The organism is Butyricimonas synergistica DSM 23225 (assembly GCF_000379665.1).
Lineage (GTDB): Bacteria > Bacteroidota > Bacteroidia > Bacteroidales > Marinifilaceae > Butyricimonas > Butyricimonas synergistica.
In genome coordinates this window covers 315,711-329,164 of the sequence record NZ_KB903367.1, presented here as the reverse complement: position 1 = coordinate 329,164, position 13,454 = coordinate 315,711, and the positions used below count along the sequence as shown (strand labels likewise).

General features: G+C 44.4%; 12 protein-coding genes and 1 tRNA gene. 2 read left to right on the top strand and 11 right to left on the bottom strand.

Annotated elements, in window-relative coordinates; all coding sequences use genetic code 11:
• Positions 1-64 precede the first annotated feature (64 nt).
• The 3 genes from A3CY_RS21090 to A3CY_RS0113790 form a co-directional block, all read right to left on the bottom strand.
• Positions 65-1,231, bottom strand: a complete 1,167-nt coding sequence (locus tag A3CY_RS21090; RefSeq protein ID WP_018338518.1) for a FecR family protein — start codon at positions 1,229-1,231, stop codon at positions 65-67.
• 65 nt (positions 1,232-1,296) lie between these two features.
• Positions 1,297-1,830: an RNA polymerase sigma factor gene (locus A3CY_RS0113795; protein WP_169503658.1), complete on the bottom strand. Its 534-nt coding sequence runs from the start codon at positions 1,828-1,830 to the stop codon at positions 1,297-1,299.
• Between the two features lie 43 nt (positions 1,831-1,873).
• On the bottom strand, positions 1,874-4,576 hold the full coding sequence (locus A3CY_RS0113790; protein WP_018338516.1) for a hypothetical protein: 2,703 nt from the start codon (positions 4,574-4,576) through the stop codon (positions 1,874-1,876).
• Between the two features lie 98 nt (positions 4,577-4,674).
• On the opposite strand from A3CY_RS0113790, the gene hydE reads away from it, so the two are divergent.
• Complete coding sequence (gene hydE, locus A3CY_RS0113785; RefSeq protein WP_018338515.1) at positions 4,675-5,766, top strand: [FeFe] hydrogenase H-cluster radical SAM maturase HydE; 1,092 nt, start codon at positions 4,675-4,677, stop codon at positions 5,764-5,766.
• Between the two features lie 162 nt (positions 5,767-5,928).
• Here the strand turns inward: hydE and A3CY_RS0113780 are convergent, their stop codons facing one another.
• The 4 genes from A3CY_RS0113780 to recF form a co-directional block, all read right to left on the bottom strand.
• Positions 5,929-6,588: a LysE family translocator gene (locus A3CY_RS0113780; RefSeq protein WP_018338514.1), complete on the bottom strand. Its 660-nt coding sequence runs from the start codon at positions 6,586-6,588 to the stop codon at positions 5,929-5,931.
• A gap of 54 nt (positions 6,589-6,642) precedes the next feature.
• Positions 6,643-8,436 (bottom strand): lysophospholipid acyltransferase family protein, encoded by a 1,794-nt coding sequence (locus tag A3CY_RS0113775; protein ID WP_018338513.1) that lies wholly within the window; start codon positions 8,434-8,436, stop codon positions 6,643-6,645.
• A gap of 25 nt (positions 8,437-8,461) precedes the next feature.
• Positions 8,462-8,752 carry a DUF721 domain-containing protein gene (locus A3CY_RS0113770; RefSeq protein ID WP_155828340.1) on the bottom strand — a complete coding sequence of 97 codons (291 nt, stop codon included), beginning with the start codon at positions 8,750-8,752 and terminating at the stop codon, positions 8,462-8,464.
• A gap of 63 nt (positions 8,753-8,815) precedes the next feature.
• Positions 8,816-9,922, bottom strand: coding sequence for a DNA replication/repair protein RecF (gene recF / locus A3CY_RS0113765; RefSeq protein ID WP_018338511.1), 1,107 nt, complete (start codon positions 9,920-9,922; stop codon positions 8,816-8,818).
• A 211-nt stretch (positions 9,923-10,133) separates the two neighbouring features.
• On the opposite strand from recF, the gene A3CY_RS0113760 reads away from it, so the two are divergent.
• On the top strand, positions 10,134-10,820 hold the full coding sequence (locus tag A3CY_RS0113760; RefSeq protein WP_018338510.1) for a tetratricopeptide repeat protein: 687 nt from the start codon (positions 10,134-10,136) through the stop codon (positions 10,818-10,820).
• Positions 10,821-10,840: 20 nt separating this feature from the next.
• Here A3CY_RS0113760 and A3CY_RS0113755 read toward each other — a convergent pair whose 3' ends face one another.
• The 4 genes from A3CY_RS0113755 to lptB form a co-directional block, all read right to left on the bottom strand.
• The gene (locus A3CY_RS0113755; RefSeq protein ID WP_018338509.1) at positions 10,841-11,029 is read right to left on the bottom strand and encodes a hypothetical protein; all 189 of its coding nucleotides are present in this window, start codon (positions 11,027-11,029) and stop codon (positions 10,841-10,843) included.
• A gap of 87 nt (positions 11,030-11,116) precedes the next feature.
• Complete coding sequence (tig, locus tag A3CY_RS0113750) at positions 11,117-12,472, bottom strand: trigger factor (RefSeq protein ID WP_018338508.1); 1,356 nt, start codon at positions 12,470-12,472, stop codon at positions 11,117-11,119.
• 82 nt (positions 12,473-12,554) lie between these two features.
• Positions 12,555-12,636 (bottom strand) — tRNA-Leu (locus A3CY_RS0113745).
• Between the two features lie 64 nt (positions 12,637-12,700).
• A complete protein-coding gene (gene lptB, locus A3CY_RS0113740; protein WP_018338507.1) occupies positions 12,701-13,432 on the bottom strand; it encodes an LPS export ABC transporter ATP-binding protein in 732 nt (243 codons plus the stop codon).
• Positions 13,433-13,454: the final 22 nt, after the last annotated feature.

Genomic DNA, 13,454 nt, shown 5'->3' with positions numbered 1-13,454 from the left:
CATTGAATTTATAATATGGACTAAATGTTCATTAGACGGAAAGGGGTAGGAGCCTTTCCGTTTTTTATTTAGCCCCGATAGTTACACATTTACCTTTAATATCTATTTTTACTCCCGCAACTTCTTCGAGCATTTTCACAATCTTCTCGAAACTGTCATATTTTTTCAAATCACCCGAGAATCGATAGTTTCTCACCTCTTCGCCAGAATAAAATACATCCATCTCGTACCAGCGTTTCAATTGTTCCATAATTTGCTCCAACCGCTGGTCTTCAAAAATAAAAAGACCATTCTTCCACGCGGAATAAATAGATGCATCCACTTCACGAAGCAGGCATGAATTCTCTTCTTTATTGAACACCAATTGTTCGTCAGGAGAAATCCTTACACGTTCATTCGGAAGAATCACCTCTACACTGCCCTCCGCCAAAGTAGTGGTCACGTCAACATCATTCTCGTAAGCCGATACATTGAATTTTGTTCCCAACACCTTAATATCCACATTTACAAAAGTTTTTACAATAAAAGGCTTCTCCGAATCGGAAGCGACCTCGAAATATCCTTCACCTTTCAGATAAACAACCCGCAGCCCTCCTGCAAATTGTACCGGATAGCGCAACTCACTTAACGCATTCAACCATACTTTTGTCCCGTCAGCTAATTCAACCTTAAACTCTCCGGCACGGGGAACAACAAGCGTGTTATACACTTGTTCCTGCACAGGTTTATTCTCTTCCCGGTAAGAAATCGTTTGCCCAGACACCTGAATGTCTGCGGAAGATTCTCCGCACACAGTTTGTAAAGTATCAACCAACGCTATTCTCTCGCCTGTTGATAAAACCAACATGGCATTTCCTTGAGCTATTTCAATCGGAACAAGAGATTGTTTCCTTCCCTCACCATCCATTTGCCAACGGAGTATCCCAGCAACACTAAACAATAATACCGCAACTGCCACATAACGCCACCAAACACCTAGTACACGGGCAGTCTTTTTCGTCCGGTACTTATGAAATATTGCCAACTGTTGCTCCACCTGCTTCTCGGAATAAAGCCATTCCCTTTTTCCTTTCGTGAATTTTTCCTTTATCTCCCGATAAATCACTCGATTTTCATCCGCCTCTCGAAGCCACGCATCCAATTCCCGACGTCCCGAATCATCCAGACTCCCGGTCAAATCCGCAGCAACCAAACGAGAAATTTTAAATGTACCTATTAAATCGTCTTTCATGTAATATGATTTTACAACTAAAGACGTAACCTCCCTAAAAACGGGTGAATAAAAAAACTATTTTTTTAAAATTCTCCCAACAAAATCAATAACAAGATCAAATAGTCTTTGGATAAAATCTCCCGAAGTGCCGCATAACCATTCTTTTTCAATGTTTTAACCGTATTAATCGACACCCCTAGCGCCTTACTCACTTCTTGATTAGAATTCCCATCCAATCCCAATAAAATCACTTGACGGGTCTGTTCTGGCAAACGGTCTATAGCAGAATAAAGAATTCGAAACGTTTCCTGCCTCATCACTTCCTGTAAAAAGACCGAAGTTTTAAATTCATTCTCCTGAAGATAACGGGAAACATAATTACTCTCCGCTTGTTTCCGTCTTAAACGATCAAAACAAAGATTACGAGCCGAAATAAACAAAAAGGCTTTCGCATTCTCCTCGGAATCAAATTCTTTCCACCGTTCGAATACCTTCAAAAAAACATCCTGAGCCAAATCGGTAACATCCTCTGCCCCTCCCATGACTCGCTCGATAAACGAGCAAATCGGATTAAAAAAGGACTTGAAAAAAGCATCAAAATTATTACCTCCGCTCATGGACATCATTAACATTCGTAAAACCGAGACAAATATATGATTTTTATTGTTGCACTCGATATTTTATAATGTGATTTCCGTCACTTCCGGCAAACAGATAAAAACCAGACGTATTTCCTTGATCGAAGAAAGCGATCGAGAAAGGCGAATTTCCCCGAATAGGGAAACCCTTCGACACCTCTTGTAACCCAAGCAAAAACAAATGTTCGCCCTTTTCATCCAGCATCCCGATACGGGTATCCCGGGCAGAAAAACGATACGTGTACGGGTAACCTAACCCGGCATGATCCCATTGGCGCTCAGAGAGCAATTTCCCTTGACCATCATATACCTGCAAGGTATTTTCCAACGTGTACACGAACTCGTCCCGTCCGTCACTATTGACATCCCCGACATTCAACCATCCGCCGCCGATCATCTTTTCCCCTTTCACCCGTTGCAGATTTCCCCGGAGGTCAACCAAGAGAATCTCCCCGTTCGCATCCGTGAAAGCAATCCGGGGTGTCCCGTTCTGTCTCGTCAAATACAACATGGTATTCCCCGCCAGATTCAACAAAGTAGATACCTTCACACGTTCCTTTCCCCGCCGGTCAAGAATATACAGGCGGTAGCGGTCGGCATACACGATATAATCTTTCCCGTCCACCCGGAAATAGTAAATTTTGGAAACAATATCATTATCGCTCTTCGGCGTCGACCAGCCTTTCACGAAATTACCCGACAACTCGTAAAGATAGAGGTTATGGTCTGCCGCCGGGGCAAAAATCCGGTAGTTCTTGTTATTCTCGTAATCGCATAACGTAATGCCCTGCTCGCAAGGCGACTTGAATGCCAAGGGATAGCGGGGCAGATAATTCCCGTTCCGGTCGATCAGGTAAAGATGAGTCGGCGTGGAGAAAAGATATTGCAATTTGCCATTCTTGAACATATCCACTTGATAGACTTCGCTGTTGATCTTCCCTTCTATCGGCAATTTCCAAAGGATACGCCCGACATCGTTGATCAAATAAATCGTATTGCTTTCATCTTGCACGAAAAGTTCCCGTTCCTTCGTGTTATGATTCGTCACGATAGCAGGCTTCATCGTCAATTTCCCATCCAGTTTTGTCTGCCACATCACTTGAGCGGGCTTCTGTTCCACCTCTTCCGTACTCAGGAACAGCGTGTGATACAACATACTACCCTCGCACCCCCACTGCAACGCGAAAGAAGAAAACACTTCCACGTTCGCCTTGTTGCGTTCCAGCAAATCATGTAATATCCCTCTCGTGATATTCTCGTAATAGGGCAACATCGAAGGCATCTCGGACAAATACATCCAGTTGAACTTCGCGGACAACTTATCCCTCAATTTTTTGTACCATTCTTGGTCCCGCACGCTCAACCGACGCATATAATCTTTAGCAAAAGCCTGTATCCCTTGCTCGGAAGATGCAAAAACAACATAGTTATCTTCCACCATCACGTAATTGGTGGCAATATCGTCAAACATATAGCCCCACAGTACTCCGGCAAAATCCGGTACCGGCATTTTATAATAAGCGATCGTTTTATCTTTATCCAGCGGGAAAGTACGACGCGCATCAGGCTTCAACATCTTATCCAGCAATTCTTTCGCGAGGCTACCGGCTTTCACGTGTACCACGATCACCCCGTCGTCCTTTTTCCGGGAAGCATCATACGCGAGTACCCCTTTTCCCCATTCTCCTTTCAAGAGATTCTGCCATTCCGCCTCATTTTTTTCACCGAAAAGACGGGCAAATTCTTGTTTACGTTTCCTTACCCGTTCAGCCTTACCTGCCCCATAACGATAGGTTTCCAACGCATCCAGATAGATTTTCACGTCACTCAATGACAGGAGGCTGACACTCCGCACGTCGGCAGGCAACACGCCATCCAAATGCGATGTTCTGGGTGTCTGGTCTTTCAACACTGCCGGGTAAGAAGCCCGCAAACCGTTACAGTGCATGAAACCGTTGAAACTAACGCCATCCTGTCGCACATCGCCGTCCAACGCCCCCCATTGGAACCATTTGGACACATCCGTCTGCTTCGATATAAAATCTTTCTGCAACAACAGGGGCAATAAATCAGAGAACGCTGACGAATTTAAAAATACATTCAATCCCGCCCCTGCCGAGAAATAACGATTCACATTCTTGTAACGGGGAGTTTCGTCTTTCTTCCCCTCGTCCTTGTCGTTCAACTGCTTCACGGCATCCTCCACGTACAACTCGGAATCCGCTACCAGCACCATCCCGCCGATCACAGCATAACATACTTTTTCTTTTCCCCGCTTCACCGAGTACAACACCCGGTTGTCATATTTCCGTTCCTGTATTTCATCCGCAGAAAACATCTTCGACAACAAAGTGACCACTTCACCCCGGGCGAATACCCCGCTTCGGCTCAACACGTAAAGGCTCCGGAACGATTGTTTGCCTTCCACCCGGAATGCCAATATATAAGATGCCGTGTCTACCAAGCGTTGATTTATCAAAGTATCCACAACCCGCCGTAACAATCCCTCCCTGTACGCCTTGATCTCCTTCCCGAGAGCTGCCTCGAGCTTGGGTGACACTTTCGCGTTAGCATTTACATTAACCACTACTGCCGAATTATAAGGGATAAACGATTCTTTCGGAACATCCGTATCCCGTTCCCGCTCGTTTACCCACCATAACGCGACCAAAATTCCCCCCAAGAGAACAACTCCCAATATGATTAACGCGATTCTTTTCACCATGATAATGAGTTTATAATTACGACTCTTTTTCTAGAGAACAAATTTAGTAAAATCAAGCCTTTTTCCTATTTTTGTCAAAAGGAAAATCAGATTTTAGCATGGAAGGAAGAAACACGATAGAAGAATTGGAAAAAATGTTGATTTGCGAGGGGGAGGAAGAAAACCAACTTTATCGCAAAGCGAAAGAAATAAAAAACCGAACGATAGGCAACAAAGTGTACTTGCGGGGATTAATCGAAATCTCCAATATCTGCACGAAGGACTGCTTTTATTGCGGGATACGGAAGTCAAACACGGAAACTGCCCGCTACGCCTTGAGTGACGAGGAAATTCTGGATGCGGCAGATTTCGCGTACACGCATCGGTTCGGTTCCATCGTGCTTCAAGGGGGGGAACGTTCCGACCGGGAATTTACAGAACGTATCACCCGTTTATTAAAGGAGATCAAGAAAAACAGCCGCAACGAATTGGGAATCACGCTCTCCCTCGGGGAACAAACGGGAGATACCTACAAACGTTGGTTTGAAGCGGGAGCACACCGTTATTTATTGCGCATCGAAACATCCAACCCGGAACTGTACGCGAAAATCCATCCGAACAACGCATTACATTCCCACGCCACACGCTTGAAGTGCCTGGAGATGCTACAACGCTGTGGCTACCAAACGGGAACGGGAGTAATGATCGGTTTACCCTTCCAGACCATTACCGACCTGGCAAACGATCTGTTATTCCTGCAATCCATGGACATCGACATGGTAGGCATGGGTCCCTATTTGGAACACCACGCCACGCCGTTGTATCAATACCGCCATCTGTTGCTCCCGCTAAAAGAACGCCTGCGCTTGTCAATCCACATGGTGGCAGCCTTACGTATTCTGATGCCGGACATCAATATCGCGGCGACCACCGCTTTGCAAGCTATTGAAGAGAATGGACGGGAGAAAGCTTTGGAGATCGGAGCCAACGTCGTTATGCCCAACATTACCCCCACCTCCAACCGCACCCTCTATAAACTCTACGAAAATAAACCGGGCACACACGAGGGAGCAGCAGAATCCATGCGCAAACTGGAGGAAAGTATTCTCAAAAGCGGCTGCGAAGTAGCCTACGGCGCATGGGGCGACTCACGACATTTTCAAATAAAAGCAAATAATACCTCTAGTTCTCCTTTCCAGCCCCTTGCTTAACCTTTCCTCTACCACAAAAACCATACATAATCGAATCATAAACGTAACATGAACGATGTTTTACGTTTATGCTACGTTTATGGTTCGATTATGACTCGTTCATAAGAGCACGCAAAGGTAGACTATCCATTAACTAATGATAATACAAGAAGTAAACAAAAATCACTGAATTACCAGATTCTTGAACGGGGCAAAGGCTGAGAGAATAACCAAAGCTCCCAATACTGTAATCACCATCCCGGACACTCGATTGATTGTGATTAATACGCGCAAACGGAATTTCTTCCGGAAAATATTTACCAACGTGGAAAGCGTGTACCACCACACCCCCCCCCCCAGCAATACTCCGGCAACAACCAGCACTTCTCCCAACAAGGAGGAAGATTCTCCAAAGACCGACATTCCGGCAAACACAGCCATAAAGACCACTACCGTGATCGGGTTGGACACCGTAAGAAAGAAAAGCGAGAGGTAATCACCTAAAAGCCCGGTCTTACTCACACGTCCCTGTCGACGTTGCCGGATCTGCCGGATCGGGTTGTCAAAATAGATTTTCAATCCTATCACGATCAGAAATATTCCCCCGATAATTTGCAACAATAACTCATGAGCCTGCACGATATTAATCACGAACCCTAACCCGAAAGCGGCTACCGCGGCATAAAAAAGGTCTGCCGAAGCGGCACCCATACCGGCGATAAAACCCGACAACGCTCCTTTATGCAACGTTTTTTGGATAATCAAGACCCCCATAGGACCTAAAGGAATAGATACCATCAGTCCAACCAGCATTCCCTTGAATAGATACAAAATATCGTACATCCCATTCTAATTTTAGATTTAGCAATTTTCAATCACTGAATCCATTCATTCAATCTATAATTCCACGTTATCCGAAGAGAAACGGCTAAGTATCGTGTCATCGTTAATTTCCTTTGACAACGACTCTATCGTCTTCATCGGCACGTCAAAAATATCTAAAATAAGCAAACCATCCAAACACATATTAAACTTCGGATCTATATTAAAACCGATAATCTTAGCGTTCAAAGAGATATATTTTTTCAATAATACTGGCAATTTATCACTCGACGGCTCAATATCCCCGATCATTTTATCCAACGCTGCAATATCCCGCGCCGCATCCAACATCACCTGCACACCCGGTTCCTCGGAATGTACCTGGTATTTCGAACGCGGTAGAACGTATTTCGCCAACTCGTAATTATAATGATTTGCCTGAATAAATTTCATAATCAACTCCTTGGAAGCCTCGGTATATTTCCCACTGATAGTAACAGGTCCTATCAGATAGCGATATTCCGGATTTTTCAACAAGAAATACAGGATTCCTTTCCAAAGCATAAACAAGGGGAGCGGCTTCCGTTGATATTCCTCCGTGATAAAAGAACGTCCCAACTCGATAGACTCGTACAATACCGGGAGCATCTCTTTCCGCATTTTAAACAAGGTATGGATATAGAAACCTTTTATGCCGTAACGATCGATGATCTCCTTCCCTTTCCCCACGCGGTAAGCCCCTACGATCTTCTCTTCTTCCTTATCCCAAATAAAAAGATGGTAATAATATAAATCGAACTCGTCCAAATCGATGCTCCGGTTCGTCCCCTCGCCGACAGCACGGAACGTGAGCTCGCGCAACCGTCCGATCTCGTTCAGCACGTTTGGAATTTTCACCGAAGGAGAGCAATAGACATCATAGTTTTTCATATTAAACAACAAATAGTCATCCGCGATACCCGCAATCTCCTTCTTCAACACCGCACATTCCGTTTCCGCAGCGACAGGTTCCGCTTTAGGCATAGCTTTTTGTGATTTAATGAAAAACTTCTTTACTTCCAACGCCGAACCGAGCAAATAGGTCTTGGCACGCAAAAACTTCCCGTATTGGGAAATATCGTGAAACGTATCCTGTGACTCTATGCCAATAGGATTTCCGATTCTCAATTTCACGACCCGATTCTTTTTATTCAATAATTCGGAAGGCAACTTCATGTTCCGCAACATGGGATGAATCAAACCCAACAAGTAAAATAACAAGCTATTCGACCCCTTGAAATAGATCGGGATAACCGGCACTCTTGCCATCTTAACCAGCTTTAGCACGGAGGTATCCCACTCTTTATCTTCCACGTGATTCGAATCCGCCTGATAGGAAGAAGCCTCTCCTGCCGGGAATATCCCCAGCGGCTTTCCTTCTACCACGTGGCGCACGGCTTCTTTGATGACACGGGTATTCGTGTTCCTCCGGCGGGAAGACGGTTCCAGTCCCAACACGTAATCCTGTATCGGAATGATCTTCTTTAACAGGAAATTAGCCATCACCTTGTAATCCGGACGTATCTTGCACAAGATTTTAATCAGAATAATACCATCCAATCCCCCGAACGGGTGGTTGGACACCGTGATAAACGCCCCCTTCTTCGGAATCTTCTCCAAATCCTCCTCCTTGATCTCCACGGTAACCCCTAATGCCTCCATCAAACTATCGATCACCTGCTCGGGATCGTTGCAATCCACCTTCGTGCTCAGCTTATCCAATTTGTTCAAGCGCAATAAATACATGACCAACTTGGAAACCAGACTTCCTCTGAAACGATCCAATCCCCACGAGGCATTCAATAAATCATTAGCGTCAATTAATCTCATTTGTCCAGTTCATTAAATGTTCCTTTCAGAACACTATAATATCTTTTACTACATCACTTCCAACCCTGTCATTCAAGGCTTTAATTAACCCTTCCTTCACCATCAATATCTCGTTTTTCACGACCGAAGAAGTGAAACTCACGAAAACTTTCCCGTCCGAAATCCGCATACTCTTTGTCCGGGAAGCGATCATTCCCCCCACGACATCCGCCCAGACTTGGCAAACCTCTCTCTCCTTGAACTGACGGCTTAACCCCATCTCTTCCAAGTACAATTCTACCAATTCGTCCATTGTCAAAGTCTTCCCCTGCTTCACAATCTATTCTTTTTATTGTTATCCTACAAAAATACTACTTTCTATTCAAATAATACCTAAACCCTAGAAATTAAAGTCGGATATCATGCCTTCATCCACTTTAAAGATTTTATAATCAATCGCGTGCAAACGCAAGATTTCATCAATATGCCCACGATTAGTATCCGTGATAAAGACCTGCCCGAAACTCTCTTCCGACACGATCTGGATAATCTGGCTCACCCGGTCGGCATCCAACTTATCGAAAATATCATCCAGCAACAACAAAGGTTCTACGCCTTTCTCACGTGCCAGATAAGCGAATTGAGCAAATTTCAAGGCGGTTAGAAAACTCTTTTTCTGTCCCTGCGATCCCAACCGCTTCACCGGATAACCTTCCAGACTTAACGTGAGGTCATCCCGGTGGATACCCACCGTGGTGTAAGTCAATATTCTATCCCGGTCAAAACTACCTCGTAACGATTGCAGGTAGTCATTTTCTTTTATCGTGGTAGAGTACTCCAAGGTTACCTTTTCCCTTCCCAACGCCACCCGCTCGTAATACGCCTGGAAGACATCCGCCAGTTCCGCGATAAACGCCCGGCGCCGTTCCAGAATCACCCGACCGTTCTCTGCCAATTGCTCGTCCCACACGGACAACATATCGGCGTCTATCGGCATTCCGGCGTACTCTTTCAGGAAACTGTTCCGTTGCATCAACACCCGGTTGTACCGTATCAATACCTGCAAATACTCCTTGTCACACTGGCTGATTACCCCGTCGATAAAACGGCGGCGTTCCTCGCTCGCCCCGTCGATCAAAATCACGTCGGCAGGCGAAATCATCACCAGAGGCAGCAACCCGATATGATCCGAGAGCTTTTCATACGATTTCTTATTCTTCTTGAATACTTTTTTCACACCCTTCTTCACCCCACAATATACGTCAATCTCTTCCCCGTCCCGCTCGTACATTCCTTCCAGCACGAAAAAAGCCTCCCCGTGCCGAATATTTTGGGCATCGGGCAGGTTGAAATAACTCTTGCACATGGAGAGATGATACACCGCATCCAAAATATTCGTCTTCCCCACCCCGTTATTCCCGATAAAGCAATTGAACCGGGGGCAACAAGCGATGCTTGCCTCGGCGATATTCTTGTAATTGACAATATTCAAATCCTTTAAAATCATACCAATCAAGGGTTACAGGTTACAAACGCTGCAAGTTTAACCTGCAAACGGTCTTCAAAAGTAAAGAAAAGTAACTTAGATTCCGCCGATTGTATAATTTTTTGCATAAAATTTCGCCGTCCTACTCCTGTTATCAAAAAAAAAACTAATTTTGCACGTTGACGGTAGATGCGTCGTAGGAATATAAAGTAAATAACAAAAACATATAACAATGTCAAAAGAGAAACAGAAACGTGCGGACGGTTTCCAACAGATTGAGGAAGCCACGATCTCAACCGAACAATTTATCGAGAAAAATTCAAAATTACTGGTTAGAGGTCTTCTTGTTGTAATTATTGTAATTGCTGCGATCTTTGGGTATCACAGGTTTTACAAAATGCCACTCGAACAAGAAGCGCTGAAACAAATGTTCGTGGCAGAAACTTTATTTGAAAAAGATTCTTTCAATTTGGCGCTTAACGGGAATGGCAACAATCTCGGTTTCCTCGAAATCGTGGATCAATACGGCTCTACCCCGAGTGGCAATTTAGCAAAATATTATGCCGGCTTATGCTATTTATATTTGGGTGATAACCAAAATGCAATTAAATATCTTGAAAAATTCTCCACCAAAGATATGATTTTCTCCACGTTGGCAAAAGCGAACATCGGGGACGCTTATATGCAATTGGGAGAATACAAGAAAGCAGCCGGATATTATCAGAAAGCAGGTAGTGACAACACCAATATGTTGACCACTCCTTCCATCCTGATGAAAGCCGGGCTCGCATTTGAAAAAGCCAACGACTACAAGAACGCATTAGCCATGTACGAGAAAATAGAAAAAGAATTTCCGGCATCATTGGAATCCAGAGATATCGAAAAATATATCACTCGTGCCCAATCAAACGTAAAATAAACTCTCATCAATATGCTTATTTAGAAGGCGTGCATGGCACGCCTTTTTTTATTACATTGCTTTCCACATTTTTTGTCAGGAGAAAAGAATTTAAGAGTTCCTGTCAACTTTCCAACCTTGCCAGCAAGAGAAACCTGGTCGGTAGAACGAGGAAACAATGCCTTTTTCACGTAATACTCTGAAATTAAAGACAGATCAAAAACGTTCATCCAACTACCCTTTTCCCCTTCCTGCTCCCCCCTGAAAAAACAAACCCCGCCTGAAAAGGCGGGGTTCTATGATAAAAAAGATTCAATCTATTTCTTCTCGAACAATTTACCAAAATCATCCATAGAGATCTCTTGTTCTTCCAGTTTCACGCTCTCTTTGATCGTGTTGATTATTTTGTTCTCCAAAGCACGGTCATAAAGGCTAGAACGTTGTTTCTCGTTCTCCAACAAGCGAACGGCGAAACCGTCTAATTGCTCGTCAGACAAACCGTACAAACCGTATTGTTGTAATTGAGCGGCAGCCACTTCACGAGCGACAGCTTTCATATCTTCGTCCTCCACGCGAAGGTCATTATCCTTCACCATGTCACCCTTAATCAACTGCCATTTGAACTCATCGCGATAAGCGTTGAAATCCTGCTCTACGGCTTCAGGAGTCATTTCTTTATTGGTAGCTAACATCCAACGCTTCAGGAATGCTTCCGGAAGAGCGATTTCCTCGTTCTTCTTCAACATCTTGTCACGAGCATCTACCGTCAAGCGGTACTCGCTATGAGATTTGAATTGTTTTGCCAGGTCTTCTTTCACTTTCGCACGGAATTCTTCTACGCTCTTCACGTTTCCTTCACCGTACACTTTATCAAATAAAGCTTGATTTACTTCCGCATCGATATAACGTTTGATCTCGCTGATGATGAAACAGAAATCAGAAACAATATGTTCTGCTTCCTCTTTATTTACTTGCAAGAGAGCGGCGTAATCGGTCTTGTTAGGATAAGCTCTTGAAGGATTGAAGATCACCTCATTTCCGGCTTTTTTACCCTCGAAAAGTTTCACCTGTTCCTCGTCTTTCATGTGAGCCAATGACAAGGAAGCGTCTTCCACATGAATACCGCCTTCTTTCGGTTTACCGTCCTCCCCCAATTCGATCAATTCACCTTTCACGTATTCTGATCCTTCAATCGTGTCAACGGGGGTCAATTCGCCATTATTCTTGCAGATGCTTTCAATTTGTTTGTCTATCATCTCATCATCTACCTTGATGATGTAATAAGGTACTTTCTCCCGTTTACTCAACTTCACGTTCATGACGGGAGCCATAGCGATATCGTAAACGAACTCGAAGCTTTCCTCGTCCAGATTCAGCTCTTTCTGCTCTGTTTCGTTCGGAAGCGGCTCTCCCAAGATATGCAAATCGTTCTCCTGGATAAAATTAGACAAACTCTCTCCGATCAACTTGTTGATCTCCTCAATCAAAACGGCTCTACCATACATTTTTTTGATAATCCCGAAAGGAGTTTTTCCCTTACGAAAACCGTCGATCACCGCTTTTTTCTGGTATTCTTTCAACGCGTCGCTCACGCGGGTTGCGTAATCATCCTTATCCAATTGAATCTTAATGGTTGCATTAAGATCATCGATTTGGTTCTTCGTTACATTCATACTTCTCTATGTATAAAACTATTTATGATAAAACAAACAAAACAAAAAAGACCACCTTGTTTAAGGCGGCCCCTTCTTCAAGTGCGGGCGAAGGGACTCGAACCCCCACGCCTTGCGGCACTAGATCCTAAGTCTAGTGCGTCTACCAATTTCGCCACGCCCGCTTGCTATTTTGACGGTGCAAATATATTGCTTTTTCGTGAAAAGCAAAACGATTTGCACGTTTTTTTATTTCTTTCTTCTCAACTCGAAATTTTTCCCGAGGTAAACCCGTCTAACTTCCGGATCATTAGCCAAATCCTCCGCTGTACCCGACTGTAAAATACGACCGTCATACAACAAATAAGCCCGGTCGGTAATACACAAGGTTTCTTGCACGTTATGGTCGGTAATTAAAATCCCGATATTTTTATCCTTCAATTTCTGCACGATGCTCTGGATATCCTCCACGGCAATAGGGTCAACCCCGGCAAAAGGTTCATCCAAAAGAATAAATTTCGGGGCAATTGACAAAGCCCGGGCAATCTCCGTACGCCGACGCTCCCCTCCTGACAATTGGATTCCCTTGCTCTTCCGGATATGTTGCAAACCGAACTCGTCGAGCATTTCTTCCAAGCGATCACGTTGATACTCTTTCGAGAAAGTACTCATCTCTAACACCGCCTTGATATTATCCTCCACGCTCAATTGCCGGAAAACAGAAGCTTCCTGAGCCAAGTATCCCACACCCAACTGAGCCCGGCGATACACCGGTTCTTTCGTGATCTCCCGGTCATCCAAGAATATACGCCCGCCGTTCGGTTTAATCAACCCCACGATCATGTAAAACGAAGTTGTCTTTCCCGCCCCGTTCGGTCCCAACAGACCGACAATCTCCCCTTGCTCCACGTTCACGGAAACACCCTTAACCACAGTTCGGCTTTTGTATTTCTTTACCAAGTCCTCGGCTCTTAATTTCATATCTTTCAGTTTTATCGCGCTA

Bases quoted from the DNA above. Each gene is read 5' to 3' on its own strand.
- A3CY_RS0113755 (WP_018338509.1), bottom strand. From the start codon at position 11,029: ATGAACGTTTTTGATCTGTCTTTAATTTCAGAGTATTACGTGAAAAAG.
- A3CY_RS0113790 (WP_018338516.1), bottom strand. From the start codon at position 4,576: ATGGTGAAAAGAATCGCGTTAATCATATTGGGAGTTGTTCTCTTGGGG.
- A3CY_RS0113795 (WP_169503658.1), bottom strand. From the start codon at position 1,830: ATGAGCGGAGGTAATAATTTTGATGCTTTTTTCAAGTCCTTTTTTAAT.
- A3CY_RS21090 (WP_018338518.1), bottom strand. From the start codon at position 1,231: ATGAAAGACGATTTAATAGGTACATTTAAAATTTCTCGTTTGGTTGCT.
- lptB (WP_018338507.1), bottom strand. From the start codon at position 13,432: ATGAAATTAAGAGCCGAGGACTTGGTAAAGAAATACAAAAGCCGAACT.
- A3CY_RS0113775 (WP_018338513.1), bottom strand. From the start codon at position 8,436: ATGAGATTAATTGACGCTAATGATTTATTGAATGCCTCGTGGGGATTG.
- hydE (WP_018338515.1), top strand. From the start codon at position 4,675: ATGGAAGGAAGAAACACGATAGAAGAATTGGAAAAAATGTTGATTTGC.
- A3CY_RS0113780 (WP_018338514.1), bottom strand. From the start codon at position 6,588: ATGTACGATATTTTGTATCTATTCAAGGGAATGCTGGTTGGACTGATG.
- A3CY_RS0113760 (WP_018338510.1), top strand. From the start codon at position 10,134: ATGTCAAAAGAGAAACAGAAACGTGCGGACGGTTTCCAACAGATTGAG.
- tig (WP_018338508.1), bottom strand. From the start codon at position 12,472: ATGAATGTAACGAAGAACCAAATCGATGATCTTAATGCAACCATTAAG.
- recF (WP_018338511.1), bottom strand. From the start codon at position 9,922: ATGATTTTAAAGGATTTGAATATTGTCAATTACAAGAATATCGCCGAG.